Annotated in this window: 17 protein-coding genes; 13 read left to right on the top strand and 4 right to left on the bottom strand. The window is 66.5% G+C overall.

The genetic code is table 11. The features are described 5' to 3' along the window. Window positions 1-62 precede the first annotated feature (62 nt). Genes AC1RRV_RS11840 through AC1RRV_RS11850 form a run of 3 tightly spaced genes read left to right on the top strand, consistent with a single transcriptional unit; the run spans window position 63 to window position 3,046 of the window. Window positions 63-1,106: an SMP-30/gluconolactonase/LRE family protein gene (locus tag AC1RRV_RS11840; protein WP_492859829.1), complete on the top strand. Its 1,044-nt coding sequence runs from the start codon at window positions 63-65 to the stop codon at window positions 1,104-1,106. A 6-nt stretch (window positions 1,107-1,112) separates the two neighbouring features. Next, complete coding sequence (locus tag AC1RRV_RS11845) at window positions 1,113-2,213, top strand: Gfo/Idh/MocA family protein (protein ID WP_492859830.1); 1,101 nt, start codon at window positions 1,113-1,115, stop codon at window positions 2,211-2,213. Then, window positions 2,099-3,046 carry an alpha/beta hydrolase gene (locus AC1RRV_RS11850; RefSeq protein WP_492859831.1) on the top strand — a complete coding sequence of 316 codons (948 nt, stop codon included), beginning with the start codon at window positions 2,099-2,101 and terminating at the stop codon, window positions 3,044-3,046. The genes AC1RRV_RS11845 and AC1RRV_RS11850 overlap by 115 nt, the downstream gene beginning before the upstream one ends. Here AC1RRV_RS11850 and AC1RRV_RS11855 read toward each other — a convergent pair. Beyond that, window positions 3,043-3,720 (bottom strand): uracil-DNA glycosylase, encoded by a 678-nt coding sequence (locus tag AC1RRV_RS11855; RefSeq protein ID WP_492859832.1) that lies wholly within the window; start codon window positions 3,718-3,720, stop codon window positions 3,043-3,045. The genes AC1RRV_RS11850 and AC1RRV_RS11855 overlap by 4 nt on opposite strands. Before the next feature lies 1 nt (window position 3,721). Further along, window positions 3,722-4,321, bottom strand: coding sequence for a LabA-like NYN domain-containing protein (locus tag AC1RRV_RS11860; protein WP_492859833.1), 600 nt, complete (start codon window positions 4,319-4,321; stop codon window positions 3,722-3,724). A gap of 48 nt (window positions 4,322-4,369) precedes the next feature. Here AC1RRV_RS11860 and folK point away from each other — a divergent pair, with 48 nt between their 5' ends. From folK to AC1RRV_RS11885, 5 genes are all read left to right on the top strand, one after another. After that, the gene (folK, locus tag AC1RRV_RS11865) at window positions 4,370-4,858 is read left to right on the top strand and encodes a 2-amino-4-hydroxy-6-hydroxymethyldihydropteridine diphosphokinase (protein WP_492860102.1); all 489 of its coding nucleotides are present in this window, start codon (window positions 4,370-4,372) and stop codon (window positions 4,856-4,858) included. A gap of 92 nt (window positions 4,859-4,950) precedes the next feature. Next, entirely contained in the window at window positions 4,951-6,996 is a 2,046-nt protein-coding gene (locus AC1RRV_RS11870) for a M13 family metallopeptidase (RefSeq protein WP_492859834.1), read from the top strand. Window positions 6,997-7,150: 154 nt separating this feature from the next. Continuing rightward, entirely contained in the window at window positions 7,151-7,510 is a 360-nt protein-coding gene (rpoZ, locus tag AC1RRV_RS11875; protein ID WP_492859835.1) for a DNA-directed RNA polymerase subunit omega, read from the top strand. 110 nt (window positions 7,511-7,620) lie between these two features. Further along, window positions 7,621-9,840 (top strand): RelA/SpoT family protein, encoded by a 2,220-nt coding sequence (locus tag AC1RRV_RS11880; RefSeq protein WP_492859836.1) that lies wholly within the window; start codon window positions 7,621-7,623, stop codon window positions 9,838-9,840. Further along, on the top strand, window positions 9,841-10,203 hold the full coding sequence (locus AC1RRV_RS11885; RefSeq protein ID WP_492859837.1) for a DUF6869 domain-containing protein: 363 nt from the start codon (window positions 9,841-9,843) through the stop codon (window positions 10,201-10,203). On the opposite strand, the gene AC1RRV_RS11890 is transcribed toward AC1RRV_RS11885, so the two are convergent. After that, the gene (locus tag AC1RRV_RS11890) at window positions 10,200-10,598 is read right to left on the bottom strand and encodes an NUDIX domain-containing protein (RefSeq protein ID WP_492859838.1); all 399 of its coding nucleotides are present in this window, start codon (window positions 10,596-10,598) and stop codon (window positions 10,200-10,202) included. The two genes, AC1RRV_RS11885 and AC1RRV_RS11890, sit on opposite strands and share 4 nt — an antisense overlap. An 82-nt stretch (window positions 10,599-10,680) precedes the next feature. Between AC1RRV_RS11890 and pyrE the strand changes: the two genes are divergently transcribed. Next, window positions 10,681-11,262, top strand: coding sequence for an orotate phosphoribosyltransferase (pyrE, locus tag AC1RRV_RS11895; RefSeq protein WP_492859839.1), 582 nt, complete (start codon window positions 10,681-10,683; stop codon window positions 11,260-11,262). Window positions 11,263-11,284: 22 nt separating this feature from the next. Here the strand turns inward: pyrE and AC1RRV_RS11900 are convergent, their stop codons facing one another. Beyond that, on the bottom strand, window positions 11,285-12,901 hold the full coding sequence (locus AC1RRV_RS11900) for a M20 family metallopeptidase (protein ID WP_492859840.1): 1,617 nt from the start codon (window positions 12,899-12,901) through the stop codon (window positions 11,285-11,287). A gap of 172 nt (window positions 12,902-13,073) precedes the next feature. Here AC1RRV_RS11900 and AC1RRV_RS11905 point away from each other — a divergent pair, with 172 nt between their 5' ends. The 4 genes from AC1RRV_RS11905 (at window position 13,074) to lepB (ending at window position 15,509) form a co-directional block, all read left to right on the top strand. After that, on the top strand, window positions 13,074-13,832 hold the full coding sequence (locus AC1RRV_RS11905; protein ID WP_492859841.1) for a pyridoxine 5'-phosphate synthase: 759 nt from the start codon (window positions 13,074-13,076) through the stop codon (window positions 13,830-13,832). Beyond that, window positions 13,829-14,230 carry a holo-ACP synthase gene (gene acpS / locus AC1RRV_RS11910; protein ID WP_492859842.1) on the top strand — a complete coding sequence of 134 codons (402 nt, stop codon included), beginning with the start codon at window positions 13,829-13,831 and terminating at the stop codon, window positions 14,228-14,230. Before AC1RRV_RS11905 ends, acpS begins: the two co-directional genes overlap by 4 nt. A 13-nt stretch (window positions 14,231-14,243) precedes the next feature. Next, window positions 14,244-14,537 carry a YciI family protein gene (locus AC1RRV_RS11915; RefSeq protein WP_492859843.1) on the top strand — a complete coding sequence of 98 codons (294 nt, stop codon included), beginning with the start codon at window positions 14,244-14,246 and terminating at the stop codon, window positions 14,535-14,537. Between the two features lie 126 nt (window positions 14,538-14,663). Next, entirely contained in the window at window positions 14,664-15,509 is an 846-nt protein-coding gene (lepB, locus tag AC1RRV_RS11920) for a signal peptidase I (RefSeq protein WP_492859844.1), read from the top strand. Window positions 15,510-15,525: the final 16 nt, after the last annotated feature.

Raw genomic sequence — 15,525 nt, forward strand, 5'->3', positions numbered from 1 at the left:
GGTTGCGGTGACATCGCTGTCATGGTCTCTAGGTTTTGATCAATCAAGAAGCGGAGACCGCCATGACCACCCGACGCGCCATGCTTGGCGCCGGAGCCGCCCTGATCGCCGGAGGACGATCGCTCGTCGCCCAGGCTTCTACGCTCTCTTATCCGAAGATCGGCGGCGTCCGTCGCCTGTCGCCGGAGTTGGACGAGATCATTGCGCCCGGTGCGGTGGTCGAGCAGCTGGCCGACGGGATCGCCTGGGCCGAGGGGCCGGTCTGGATCTGGAAAGGCGGCTATCTCCTGTTCTCCGATGTGCCGGGGAACGTCATGCACCGCTGGAGCCCGAAGGACGGCAAGACGGTCTTCCTGCGGCCATCCGGCTACGACGGTCCGCCGACCAAGATCTTCCGCGAGGCCGGCACGAATGGCGCGATCCTGAATCTGGCCGGCAAGCTTCTGGCTTGTGACTGCGGCAACCGCGCCGTGACCAAGATCGAACTGGCGACCAGGAAGAAGACGATCCTGGCCGATCGCTATCAGGGCAAGAAGTTCAACAGCCCGAACGACCTGGTCGAGGCCCGCCACGGCGCGCTGAAGGGCTCGATCTACTTCACCGACCCGCCGTACGGGCTGGAGGGCATGAACGCTTCGCCCGCCAAGGAAATGGCGTTCAACGGCGTCTATCTGCTGCGTCCGAACGGCGAGGTGGCGCTGGTCGACGACAAGCTGAGCTTCCCGAATGGTGTGGCGTTGTCGCCTGACGAGAAGCGGCTCTACGTGTCGATCTCGGACCCCAAGCGGCCGGTGATCATGGCCTACGACCTGGGACCCAATGGCCTGCCGACCTCGTCGAAGGTGTTCTTCGACGCGTCCGAGCTGCACAAGGCCGGCGGCCCGGGCCTGCCGGACGGCATGAAGGTCGATGGCAAGGGCCGGCTGTTCGCCACCGGGCCGGGCGGCGTGATGATCCTGACGCCGGAGGCCAAGCTGCTGGGCGTCATCGAGACCGGCGGGCCCGTCGCCAACTGCGCATTCGGCGAAGACGGCAAGACCCTGTTCCTCACTTCAAACCACGTCGTGGCGCGGGTGCGCACCCAGACGTCAGGCCTGGCTCGGTAGATCGCCATGGATCCGATCAGCAAACGCGCCTTCCTCGCCGCCGGGTTCGCCGCCGGGGTCACCGCTCTGCCCCTGAGGGCCTCGGCCCAAGGCTCTGGGCGCAAGATGGGCTACGCGATCCTGGGCCTTGGCTACTACGCCACTCAGATCATCATGCCGCGCTTCGCCGACTGCGAGCACTCTCGGCTCGTCGCCTTGGTCAGCGGCACGCCCGAGAAGCTGAAGCGCTTTGGCGACCAGTATGGCGTGCCGGAAAGCGCCCGTTACAGCTACGAGACCTTCGATCGGATCGCCGACAATCCCGAGGTCGACATCGTCTACATCGTCACGCCCAACAGCCTGCACCGGACCTTCACCGAGCGCGCGGCCAAGGCCGGCAAGCACGTGCTGTGCGAGAAGCCGATGGCGACCACGGCGGCCGACTGCGAAGCGATGATCGCCGCGTGCAAGGCCGCCGGCCGCAAGCTGATGATCGGCTACCGCAGCCGCTTCCAGGCTCACAATATCGAGGCCATCAAGCTGATCCGTGAAGGCGCGCTCGGGCCGGTGCGGACGGTGGTGGCCGACCACGGCTTCACGATCGGCAATCCGAACCAGTGGCGTTTGAGCAAGGCGCTGGCCGGCGGCGGCAGCCTCATGGACATCGGCATCTACAGCTTGAACGCCGCCCGCTATTTGACCGGCGAGGAGCCCGTGGCCGTCAACGCCATGGAGTCCACCGACCGGAGCAATCCGCGCTTCAAGGAGGTGGAGGACATCGTCACCTTCCAACTCCTGTTCCCATCGGGCGCGACGGCCAACTGTGTTTCGGCCTACAGCGCCAACTGCAACCGCTACCGCGTCACGGGTCCCAAGGGGTGGGTCGAGATCGACCCGGCCACCAGCTATCAGGGCCAGGCGATGCGGGCGCAGCTGAACGGCCAGACCGGGCCACGCGAGCCGGCTCAGGCGAGCAAGAACCAGTTCGCCGGTCAGCTGGACCACCTTTCCGAATGCATCCTCACGGGCCGCGAGCCGATCGTGTCGGGGGAGGAGGGCTTGAAGGACGTGCGCCTGATCGAAGCCATCTATCGCGCCGCCCGCGAAGGCCGGACCGTGAAACTGTGAGAGCGCTGATCCTCGCCGCGGTCCTGCTGGCGCCGGGCCTGGCCTTGGCCCAGCAACAGATCCCGCTCTGGCCGAATGGCGCGCCGGGCTTCGAGAGCCGCAAGGCCATTCCCGAGCAGGCCGCCGAGTACTGGGCCAAGAGCATCAACAACCCGTCGATCACAGCCTACCTGCCGCCGAAGGAGATCGCGACCGGCGCGGCCTTGATCGTGCTGCCGGGCGGCGGCCACCGCATGCTGGTGATCCATCCGGAAGGCACGGACGTCGCCAAGGTGATGAACCCCAAGGGCGTGGCGGTCTTCGTGCTGAAATACCGGCTGTTCCGCGAGGAAGGCTCTCCCTACACGATCGACCACTCGCGCCAGGACGCCGCGCGGGCGGTTCGTTATGTCCGAAGCCATGCGGCGAAGTTCGGCGTCGACCCTAAGCGGATCGGCCTGATGGGCTTCTCGGCCGGCGGCGAGACGGTGAACCTTGAGGTCTACCAGGGCGCGGCCAAGGACGCGAAGCTCGATGCAGTGGACGAGGCCAGTTCGCGGCCCGACTTCCATGTGCTCGTCTATCCCGGACCGCTGGGCGTGCCCGACAAGGTTCCGGCCGACACGCCGCCAGCCTTCATGATTGCCGCCAACGACGACGAATGCTGTTCGGCGCCGCTAGCGGACCTGCTGCCGAAGTTCCGGGCCGCCAAGGTGCCGGTGGAGCTCCACCTGTTCCAGGCGGGCGGCCATGCGTTCAACATGGGCCTGCGAAAGGAACAGGCTTCGCTCAAGAGTTGGCCGAGCCTGCTGGTCAATTGGCTGAATGACAACGGCTGGATGAAGCCGCGCTAGGCGGTCTCGTCCAGATACGCCTTCACCCGCGCGAACAGGTCCTCGAACATCGGCGTCGTCAGGCGGCCGGTGTTCGTGTTGAGCCGTGAGCAGTGATAGCTGTTGAAGATCCGATAGGGGCCGGCCTGAAACTCCGAGCCGTGGCCGGGGATGCCGGCCGAGGCCTTCAGACCCATGGCCTTGAGCATGTTGCGCCGGGACACGTCGCCCAGGGTGACGATCGCCTTCAGGTTCGGGAACATCTCCAGTCGCGCCGTCAGGAACGGGCGACAGTTGTTCTCTTCCGAGGTCTCGGGCTTGTTGCCGGGAGGGGCGCAGCGGACGGCGTTGGTCACCGCCGCGCCGACCAGCTTCAGCGAGTCATCGGGACGGGCTTCGAACTTGCCGGTGGCGAAGCCGAACTTGATCAAGGTCTCGTAGAGCAGGGCGCCCGCGAAGTCGCCGGTGAACGGCCGGCCGGTGCGGTTGGCGCCCTTGCGGCCTGGGGCCAGGCCCACGACCAGCAGGCGCGCGTCCTTGTCGCCGAACGAGGGCGCGGGGCCGTTGAACCAGGCGGGATACAGATCCTGGTTCTCACGGCGATAGGCCACCAGACGCGGGCACAGAGGGCAGTCGCGCGGCGGTTCGGCGGGGTTCGGGACGGTCTCGCCGACGATGTTGGAAACCTGGCTCATCTCAGTACTCGTCATCGGATTCGCGTTCGGCCGGGGTGCGGTTGTCCGCGAACTGACGCGGCGGTGGCGCGCGCTGTGGGCGGCCGATGATGTTGCCGAGGTCGGCGAGATCGACGAAGTCGTCGGCCTGGCGGCGCAGGTCGTCGCTGGTCATCGGCGGTTGGCTCTTCATGGTCGAGACCACGGTGACGCGGCGACCCTTGCGCTGCACGGCCTCGACGACCGCCCGGAAGTCGCCGTCGCCGGAGAACAGCACCAGGTGATCGGCCGTCTCGGCGATCTGCAGCATGTCGACGGCGATCTCGACGTCCATGTCGCCGCGCCAGCGCTTGCGGCCCTGGGAGTCGGTGAATTCACGCGCGGGTTTCGTCACCAGGCTGAAGCCGTTGTAGTCCAGCCAGTCGACCAGCGGCCGGATCGGCGAATAGTCGTCGTTCTCGGCGATCGCGGTATAGTAGTAGGCGCGGATCAGGATTCCCCGCTTTTTGAACTCGTCGAGCAGTTTGCGGTAGTCGATGTCGAAGCCCAGCGCCTTGGCGGCGGAGTAGAGATTGGCGCCGTCGATAAACAGGGCCAACCGGTCGGTCGGATAGAAGGTCATCGTAATCCCTTGAAAAATCAGGTCGCTCAAAATGACTTGGACGAGGCCGTGATCGTGGCGCTCGGCTGCAATGTGCCGGGAGCCTACACGAGTCGCGAAGCCTTGTTGGAGGCCGCCCTGGCGGCGCTCCCGGAGGCCGGACTTGAGCTGGTCACGCGCTCGACCTGGTGGGCTTCGGCGGCCTGGCCCGATCCAGCGGGCCCCGAATACCTGAACGGCGTGGCGATCGTGCGGACGGACCTCTCGCCGCGCGACACCCTGGCTGTGTTGCACGACATCGAGGCGCGGTTCGGGCGGGCGAGGGGAGAGCTCAACGCCGCGCGAACCCTTGACCTTGATCTGGTCGCCCATGGGCGGTCGGTGCTGGAGGGCGATGTGCTGGTGCCGCATCCCCGGGCTCACGAGCGGCTCTTCGTGATGGGGCCGCTGACGGAGCTGGCCTCGGCCTGGATCCATCCGGTCAATGGGGAGCCCGCGTTCCGTCTGGCGGCGAACGCCAAGGTCGGGCGCGACGCCCGTTCCATTGCCAAAGTTTAATGACCACCCGGCGCGAGCGGCGCCCATAGTCCGGCCAAATTTCCGCGCCGAGCGTCCCGACCAGAGGACGCCGCTATAGGGGACCCGCTCACATGACCTTCACTCGTTCGCTGCTCGCCTGCGCCGCCGCCTGTGCGCTGCTGACCGCCGCGCCCGCCGCCTTCGCCCAGGCGAAAAGCGGCGTCGACCTGGCCTCGATCGACAAGACGATCAAGCCGGGCGACGACTTCTGGACCTACGCCAACAACGAGTGGATCAAGACCCATCCGATCCCGGCGGATCGGAGCCGCTACGGCATCACGGCGGTGATGATCGAGGAAGCCAGCAAGCGCACGGTCGACCTGATCCAGGACGCCGCCAAGGGCGGCAGCGGCGATGGCAAGCGGGTCGGCGACTACTACGCCAGCTACATGGATGAGGCCGGCATCGAGGCGAAGGGCCTGGCGCCGCTGAAGACCGACCTGGCTCGCATCGCGGCGATCAAGGACAAGAAGCAGTTGGCGACCGTGCTGGGCGGCAACATCCGCGCCGACGTCGACGCCTTGAACGCCACCGACTTCTATACCGACAACGTGTTGGGCCTTTGGGTCTCGCCGGCGTTCGACGACACCAGCAAGTACGCGCCGTTCCTGCTGCAGGGCGGTCTCGGCATGCCCGACCGCGAGTACTACCTGTCCGACAAGGTCTCGATGGTCGAGGCGCGCGCCAAGTACGTCGCCCACATCGAGAAGATCCTGACCCTGGGCGGCGTCGCCGACGCGGCGGCCAAGGCCAAGGCGATCATGGCGCTGGAAACCCAGCTGGCCCGGGCCTCCGGTTCGCGCGCCGACAGCGCCGACGTCCAGAAGGCCAACAACAGCTGGACCCAGGCCGACTTCGCGTCGAAGGCCCCGGGCCTGGACTGGTCGGTCTTCTTCGCCGCCGCCAAGCTGTCGAACCAGCCGCGCTTCATCGTCTGGCACCCAACCCTGGTCACGGGGCTGGGCAAGGCCGTCGCCGGCGTCTCGCTGGACACCTGGAAGGACTATCTGACCTTCCACCTGCTGGATCACTACAGCAACGCCATGCCCAAGGCCTTCGTCGACGAGCGCTTCGCCTTCTATGGCCAGGCGCTGCAAGGCACGCCGGCCCTGTCGCCGCGCTGGAAGCGGGCGGTGAACTCGACCAACGCCGTGCTGGGCGAGGCGGTCGGCAAGCTCTACGCCGACAAGTATTTCTCGGCCGAGGCCAAGGCCCAGGTCACGGCCATGGTCGACAACATGAAGGTCGCCTTCGAGAAGCGCATCGACGCCCTCGACTGGATGGATCCGGCGACCAAGGCCGAGGCGCGCAAGAAGGTGGCGGTGCTGAAGGTCGGTGTCGGCTATCCCGACACGTGGCGCGACTATTCGGGCTATTCCGTCGTGCGCGGCGACGCCCTGGGCAACGTTCAGCGCTCGGAAGCCTTCGACTACGCCACCGCCCTGGCCAAGCTGGGCAAGCCGGTCGATCGCGGCGAGTGGGTCATGACCCCTCAGACGGTCAACGCCGTGAACCTGCCGATGCTGAACGGCCTGAACTTCCCGGCCGCCATCCTGGCCCCGCCGAACTTCGACCTGAACAACGACGCAGCCGCCAACTACGGCGCGACCGGCGCCACGATCGGCCACGAGATCAGCCACAGCTTCGACGACCAGGGCGCACAGTTCGACAGCCAGGGGCGCCTGCGCAACTGGTGGACGCCGGCCGATCTCGCCCAGTTCGAAAAGGCCGGCACGGCCCTGGCCGAGCAGTTCGACACCTACAAGCCGTTCCCGGACCTGGCGGTGAACGGCAAGCTGACGCTCAGCGAAAACATCGCCGACGTCGCGGGCCTGGGCGCGGCGCTGGACGCCTATCACGCCTCGCTGGGCGGCAAGCCCGCGCCGGTGATCGACGGCATGACCGGCGACCAGCGGTTCTTCCTGGCCTATGCCCAGAGCTGGCTGGGCTATGCCCGTCCGGCGGCCCTGCGCCAGCAGCTGATCACCGACGGCCACGCGCCCGATCAGTATCGGGCCAGCACGGTGCGCAACCTCGACGATTGGTACGCGGCGTTCGGCGTGAAGCCGGGCGACGCCCTGTACCTGCCGCCCGAGAAGCGTGTGAAGGTCTGGTAGGCGGCAACCCTGTAAGGCTGGCGCCTACAGGGTAGACATTGACTAGCGAAGCGGGCATAAGCGCCCGCTCGCAAAAGCTGATGTTCATGCGCGACATTGCGTGTCGCCGCACGGAAGCCTATTTTGCGATTGCTATCGGCAACCCGAGGAACTCATGGCCCGCGTCACCGTCGAAGATTGCGTCGAGAAGGTTCCGAACCGCTTCTCGCTGGTTCTGCTGTCCGCGCACCGCGCTCGTGGCATCTCGGCCGGCGCGGCCCTGATGGTCGACCGCGACAACGACAAGAACCCCGTCGTCGCCCTGCGTGAGATCGCCGACGACGTGATCGACCACGAGGCCCTGAAGGAACACCTCATCAGCACGCTGCAGCGCGTGGATGAGCACACCGAGGCCGAGGAAGAGGCCGAGACCCTGGCCCTGCTGGCCGATCCCAACCACATGCAGATGAGCGAACTGGAACTGGTTCGCGCCCTGCAGAGCGACCGCGATGGCGGTCAGGAGGAGCGGTACTGAGCCCCGAAGGCGCAGACCCTCTGATCCTAGAAGCGGCTGAAACAACCGCTCCGTCTGAACGCGCGCCCGATGTCGAATCGGGCGCGTCTTCGTCTCCGGCTCCCGCTACGGTGGTCGAGCCAGCGCCGGCTCCCAAGCCGCGCAAGTTTCTCCGCCAATACGAACTGATCGAGCGGGTCCACGCCTATGACCCGACGGCCGACGAGGCGCTGCTGAACCGCGCCTATGTCTATGCCATGCGGATGCATGGTTCGCAGACCCGGGCCAGCGGCGACCCGTACTACGCCCACCCGATCGAGGTGGCGGGCATCCTCACCGAGTACCGGCTGGACACCGCGACCATCGTCACGGCCCTGCTGCACGACGTGATCGAGGACACCCCGGTCACCAAGGAAGAGATCGCCAAGCTGTTCGGCGACGAGATCGGCGAACTGGTCGAGGGCGTCACCAAGCTGTCGAAGCTCGAGCTTCAGGCCGAGCACATGCGCCAGGCCGAGAACCTGCGCAAATTCATCCTGGCCATCTCCAAAGACGTCCGCGTCCTGCTGGTGAAGCTGGCCGACCGTCTGCACAACATGCGGACGCTGCATTTCATCAAGAACCAGGCCAAGCGCGAGCGGATCGCCCGCGAGACGCGCGACATCTACGCGCCCCTGGCCCGCAACATCGGCTGCCACAGGATCTGCGTCGAGCTGGAGGAACTGAGCTTCCAGCACACCAACCCGGTGGCCCGCGACGCGATCCTTCGCCGCCTGGACTCGCTGCGCGAGGAACAGGGCGGGGCGGTGGCGCTGGTCAGCCAGGAAATCGCCGCGCGTCTGGAAGCGTCGAACCTGCCCGCCCGCGTCTTCGGCCGCGAAAAGTCGCCGTACTCGATCTGGCGGAAGCTGCAGCGCAAGTCGATCGGCTTCTCGCAGATGTCGGACATCTACGCCTTCCGCGTGATCGTCGACAGCGAAGAGGACTGCTACCGCGCCCTGGGCGTCGTTCACCGGGCCTGGTCCAGCGTGCCCGACCGCTTCAAGGACTACATCTCGACGCCGAAGCGGAACAATTACCGTTCGCTGCACACCACCGTCGTCGGCCCGCGCGGCATGCGCATCGAGATGCAGATCCGCACCGAGTCCATGGACCGGGTGAACGAAGAGGGCGTCGCCGCCCACTTCCGCTACAAGGACGCCTCGTACGGTCTCGATCTGGAAGGCATGGAAGCCGCTGGCGGTCGCGATCCGCTGGCCAACCTCCGCCAGCTCGTCCAGGTGCTGGAGCATGGCGGCGACAGCGAGGAACTGGTCGAGCACGCCAAGCTCGAGATGTTCCTGGACCAGGTGTTCGTCTTTACGCCGAAGGGCAAGCTGGTCAGCCTGCCGCGTGGGGCCATGCCGCTCGACTTCGCCTACGCCGTCCACACCAGCGTCGGCGACACCTGCATCGGGGTGAAGATCAACGGCGAGCTGAAGCCGCTGCGGACACCACTGGTCAATGGCGACGTGGTCGAGGTGGTGCGCGGCTCTAAGCCGGTCGTGCCGCCGGACTGGCGGTCGCTCACGGTCACGGGCCGCGCCCGCTCGGCCATCCGCCGTCACATCCGCCAGACCGAGAAGGAAGAGTTCCTGCGCCTGGGCCGAGCCTCGCTGGAACAGGTCTTCGAGCGCGCCGGCAAGAAGCTGAAGGACGTCTCGCTGCGTCCGATCCTCGAACGCTTCGCCCTCGAAAGCGAGGAAGCGCTGTTCGACGCCGTCGGACGCGGACGGGTTTCACCCAGCCAGGTGCTGGAGACCGCCTATCCGGGCATGAAGGATTCCGAGCGCGCCGCCGCCACCGCCCGTCGCAAGATCGAGGGCGGCCAGAACGCGACGCTTTACGTGCGCGGCGGCGGCCTGACCCCGGGTGTGTCGCTACACTTCGCCCACTGCTGCAGCCCCGTGCCGGGCGACCGCATCGTCGGCATCCTGCGCGAGGACGGCGCCAGAAATCAGGATGGAGGGCTCGACGTCCACACCATCGACTGTCCGCGTCTCGCCGAATACGAGGATCGCGAGGAACTCTGGCGCGACCTGAACTGGACACCAGAAGCCGAGCGGGAGACCACCTCGCTGACCCGGCTCCACGCCACGATCCAGAACGCGCCAGGCGTGTTGGGTCAGGTCTGCACGATCATCGGCGAGGCTGGCGGCAATATCGTCAATCTCCGCATGCACCACCGGCAGAGCGACTTCTTCGACACCGACATCGATGTCGAGGTCCGTGACGCCAAGCACCTGACCAACATCTCGGCCGCCTTGCGGGCCTGCCCGTCGGTCGAGACCGTGGATCGGACGCGCGGCTAGATGGTCGAACTCGACGAGAATGACCTGGAGTTGGTCGAGGCGTGTCTGGAGATCGAGCCGGAGAACGACTTCGAGCTCGACGAGGATCCGTGGCAGCACCTCTCCGAACTGGTCGATGACGAGGCGGCGCGGGGCTTCGCGGTCGTCGTCGAGATCGCTCGGCGAAGCAACAACCTCACCACGCTGTCGGGCCTGGGCGAAGGACCGCTCGAGGCGCTGCTCGAAGTCAGCCCGGCGATCGTCGACGCGGTGATCGAAGAGGCGCGCCGCACGCCGAGTCTGCGGATCGCGCTGGGTTTCTGCTGGACCGGCGGCCTTGGCCGCGCCGAGCAGTTGAAGCTGAACCAGCTCGTCAAGAACTAGAGCGCGGCGACGGTGTCTCGCGTCGAAGCCGTCAGCGGCGAGGGCAGGGCGTCGAGCGGGAACCAACCCCACTCATGCAAGGCGTGCGTCTCCTGGATCGCCGGCTCGCCTTCGAAGCTATCGACGCGATAGGTGATCGCCACCCAATGATAGTCTGGCGCGACCATGTCGGTGACAGCCAGAACGTGACCGGCCTTGATGCGAAGCCCCAGCTCTTCCTCGATCTCCCGCTCGGCGCAGGTGCGGGCGGCCTCGCCCCAGTCGAGTTTGCCGCCGGGCACGCCCCAGTGGTCGGCCTCGGGGTTCTTCACCCGCTTGACCAACAGCAGCCGGCCCTGGCTGTCGAGAATGGCCGCGCCGCAGCCGACGCGAGGGCGTTGAACTTCTTCGGTCATGAAGGGCGGTAGAGCCCAAAACCGCACCGTCAGGCAAGCCGGCGTTTGAAGACTCGTCGCTCAGGTCTTATAGGCAGCGCTCATGACAAACGACGACGTCCTCGACGAATTCCGCGCCGCAGGGGCCCTGCGCGAAGGCCACTTCGTGCTGTCCTCCGGCCTGCACAGCCCGGTCTTCCTGCAGAAGAACCTGGTGTTCATGCGCCCCGAGCGCTGCGAGCGGCTCTGCAAGGCCCTGGCGGCGAAGATCATCGCCACGGTCGGCCAGGTCGACGTCGCGGTGTCGCCGGCCGTCGGCGGCATCATCCCCGGCTACGAGACCGCCCGGCATCTGAACGTGCCGTCGATCTATGTCGAGCGCGAGGGCGGCAGCTTCAAGTTCCGCCGTGGCTTCCACCTGGAGCCCGGGCAGAAGGTCGTGATGGTCGAGGACATCGTCACCACCGGCCTGTCGTCACGCGAGTGCATCCAGTCGATCAAGGACGCCGGCGGTGACGTCGTGGCCGCCGCCTGCATCGTCGACCGCTCTGGCGGTAAGGTCGATGTCGGCGTGCCGCTCATCTCGCTGTGCAGCCTGGAAGTCCCGGCTTATCCGGCCGACGCCCTGCCGCCGGAGCTGGCCGCGATTCCGATCGAGGATCCCGGCAGCCGCCGGCTGCGCTGATCCCAAGCTACTTGGCCGCCCCTTATTTCGCTGAAGGGGGCGTCAGCTCCTTGACCGGCCAGGCGATGCCCAGCTGCTCCAGATAGGTCCCGTACTTGTCGGGGTCGTAGTAGTACTTCTTCATCTCGGGGCGGAAGGTTGCCATGATGTTGGCGTTGATCTGGGTCTGCGGCTTGTCCGTGGCCGAGAGCATCGGCACGTACTTCTGGGTCTTGGTCTGGACGTCCGTGAAGTAGGTTTTGGCCTCGACCAGCAGCTTGGGCTGGGTCAGCAGGTCCAGCGCCGTCATCGCCACCACCTTCGAGCCCGCCACGACGCCCTTGTGGGCGATCGGCGTGGCCATCGAGATGGCGTTGGCCCAGTGGTGGCCGGGCAGGTCGGGGATGTTGGACGGATAGTTGATGGTGATCGTGGGCATGATCCACGAGATGTCGCCGATGTCGTCCGAACCCCCGCTGTCGGGCTTCTCTTCGGGCGGCTTCAGCCCCTTCAGCTTGACGTCCAGGCCTTCCTGCTTGGTCGAGCCGACATTCTTCTGGACGGCCTTGGCGAAGGACTGTTCGTCGTCGCTCCACTTGGGCAGGCCGACAAGATCGATGTTCTTCTGGGCCGCCTCGGCCATCGGCCGGTTGAAGTGGCGCGGAGCGGCCGTGCCGACCACGGCGGAGTCGACCGTGGTGTCGGTCATGTCAGCCGCCGCCTTGGCGATCTTGTTGCCGATCGCCCAGTTCTTCTTGATCGCATCGAAGCTCTGTTCGCGGAAATAGTACCAGACGGTCGCTTCGGACGGCACGACGTTGGGCTGGTCGCCGCCGTCGACGATCACGTAGTGCGAGCGCTGTTCGGGCTTGAGGTGCTCACGGCGCATGTTCCAGCCCATGTCCATCAGCTCGACGGCGTCCAGGGCGCTGCGACCGCGCCAGGGCGCGCCGGCCGAGTGGGCGGATTCGCCGTGGAAGCTGTATTTTACCGAGACGAGGCCGGTGCCGCTGGGCTGACCCCAAGTGGTCTGCAGGTTCGATCCGACGTGGGTGAAAATGGTCGCGTCGATACCGCTGAACACGCCGTCGCGAACCATATAGGCCTTGCCGGCCACCAGTTCCTCGGCGACGCCGGGCCAGAGGACGAGCGTGCCGGCGATGTTCTGCTTCAGCATCACGTCCTTGACCGCCAGCGCCGCCACCACGTTCAGGGCCTGACCAGAGTTGTGGCCTTCCCCGTGGCCCGGCGCGCCGGCGATGATCGGATCGTGCCAGGGCACGCCAGGCTTCTGCGAGGCCTTGGGGATGCAGTCGATGTCGCTGCCCAAGGCGATGGTCGGACCGCCCTGGCCGTGGGTCCAGGTCGCCACCCAGGCGGTCGGGATGCCGGAGACGCCGCGTCTGATGGTGAAGCCGTTCTCCTCCAGCACCTTGGTCACATAGGCCGAGGTCTCGGTCTCCTGAAAGCCCAGCTCGCCGAACGAGAAGATCTTGTCGTTCATCACCTGAGCCAGCTTGGCCCGGCTCTCGACGCCGGCGACCGCGTCGGCCTTCAGGGTCTTGAGCTTGCCGGCGGAAACCTCCGCGGCGGCCGCGGAACTCGCCAGAGCGATCGCCAGCATGCCCGCCGTCGCGGCGAGCCAAGTCTTGTTCGACATCATCACTTTCCCCGAAGCTTTGGCGGACGATTGGGCAGGCGGCGCGCTTTGTCCATGGGTGGCCCTGGCGTCGGCGCTCGAAATTCCCACCTGCATAGCGAGACGGCTGGGCTATAGGATGAAGCGTCGCGCGAGGGCCGAGTCCCCGCCGGGTCTAGAGCGGGAAGAGCGGATGAGTTTGCGACTGGGCGTCAATATCGACCACGTGGCCACGATCCGTAACGCGCGCGGCTCCTCGTATCCGGAACCGGTGCGCGCCGCCGAGTTGGCCCTGGCCGCCGGCGCCGACGGGATCACCGCCCACCTGCGTGAGGACCGGCGCCACATCAGCGACGCCGACATCGCCGTGCTGACCGACCTCTGCCACAAGCGCGGCAAGCCGTTGAACTTCGAGATGGCCGTGACCGACGAGATGGTCGGGATCGCCCTGGCGGCCAAGCCGCACGCCGCCTGCCTGGTGCCGGAACGTCGCGAAGAGGTGACCACCGAGGGCGGCCTCGACGTCGTTCGGGGCCAGAACCGTATCACCGACGCCACCGCTCGCCTGCGCACCGTCGGCGCGCGGGTCTCGCTGTTCATCGAGGCCGATCCCGACCAGATCCGCGCCTCGGTCGCCGCTGGCGCTCAGGTCGTCGAACTGCACACCGGCGCCTATTGCGACGCCGCTCGCGCTGGAGAGAACGCGCGAGCCGAAGCGATCCTCGATCGCCTCAAGGCCGGCGCCGCCTTGGCCTCCGACCTCGGTCTGGAGGTCCATGCCGGCCACGGCATCGACTACGCCACGGTGAAACCCATCGCCGCCATTCCGCAGATCGCCGAGCTGAACATCGGCCACTTCCTGATCGGCGAGGCGATCTTCGTCGGCCTGCCGCAGGCTATCCAGCGCATGCGGGTCCTGATGGACGCCGCCCGTGCGGAGTTGGCGGCGTGATTATCGGGATCGGCTCGGACCTGTGCGACATCCGCCGGATCGAGAAGTCGCTCGAACGGTTCGGCGACCGGTTCACGAACAAGGTCTTCACCGAGATCGAACGCAAGCGGTCCGAACGCAAGCCCGACCGCGCCTCCAGCTACGCCAAACGTTTCGCCGCCAAGGAGGCCTGTTCCAAGGCCCTGGGCACGGGCCTGAAGCGCGGCGTGCATCTGGCCGGCATGGGTGTGGTCAACCTGCCCTCGGGCAAGCCGACCATGGCGCTGACCGAAGGCGCTCTGGAGCGCTTGAAGGAAATGACGCCGCCCGGCATGGAGGCGGTGATCCATCTCTCCCTGACGGACGATCACCCTTACGCCCAGGCCTTCGTGATCATCGAAGCCTTGCCCAAGACCTGATGGGAGCTGGGTCATGGCCGACTACATCTTGCTGATGCACGCCGACGCCGACGGGGAGCGCGCCGCCGACTGGCCGGCCTATCTCGACGCCCTGTCAGCGGCTGGTCGCCTGCGCGGCGGCAGCGCGATTGGCGAAGGCGCCTGTTTCCGGCGCGCCCGCGCGCCCGCCTCGCGCTCGGATCAGCTGGCTGGTTTCATCCGCATCGCGGCTACCGATCTCGACGACGCGGCGACCTGCCTGGCGGGCAATCCGGTCTACGAGGCGGGCGGCACGGTGGAGATCCGCCTGTTGCCCGAGGACGTCTGATCGGCTCGTCCAACCTTCGCCTTAAAGCCGCGTTAGCGGGCGCGCCACTTGCCCCTGTCACCAAGCCCGTCTAGCAAAGCCGAACCGGTTCGCCGGACATCCATTTCCGAAGAGCTCCGCGCCCGCATGACCGACGCCGCCGACGACATCACGCCGCCCGAAGAGAAGGGCGTCGTCGCCGAGTTCATCGAGATCGTCAAAACCGTCGCCTACGCCCTGGGCATCGCCCTGGTGCTGCGTGTTCTGCTGTTCCAACCGTTCACGATCCCGTCGGCCTCGATGGAGCCCAACCTCTATCAGGGCGACTACATCATCGTGTCGAAGTTCAGCTACGGCTGGAGCAAGCACTCCATCCCGTTCAGCCCGCCGATCATCAAGAACCGCATCTTCGGCCACACGCCCAAGCGTGGCGACATCATCGTCTTCAAGCTGCCGCGCGACAATCGCACCGACTACATCAAGCGCCTGATCGGCATGCCGGGTGACAAGGTCCAGGTCCGTGGCGGTCAGGTCTACATCAACGGCAAGGCCTTGGTCCGCAAGGAACAGGCCCCGGCCCTGGTCGACACCGGCTATGGCTTCACCCAGCAGGTCCAGCGCTTCCAGGAAATCAATCCGGAAGGCCGTCCGTACAACACCCAGGACTTTGGCCCCGACAGCCGTGGCGACAACACCGGCGTCTACACCGTTCCGGCCGGTTGCTACTTCTTCATGGGCGACAACCGCGACAACTCGGCCGACAGCCGCTTCGACCCGGGCGTCTCGCCGTTCAAGGAAGGCGCCTGCAAGTGGGACTATGAGCTGGACCAGTACATCGGCGACGAGGTCGGCGTCGGCTTCGTGCCGGAGGAGAACCTGGTCGGCCGCGCCCAGATCATCCTGCTGTCCTGGAACGCCGAGGCCAGCCTCTTCAAGCCGTGGACGTGGTTCCTGAACGCACGTCCCAGCCGCTTCTTCCACGTGCTGAAGTGATCGAGGCGGGGGCCAT

Source organism: Caulobacter sp. GW821-FHT11E10 (genome assembly GCF_058808375.1).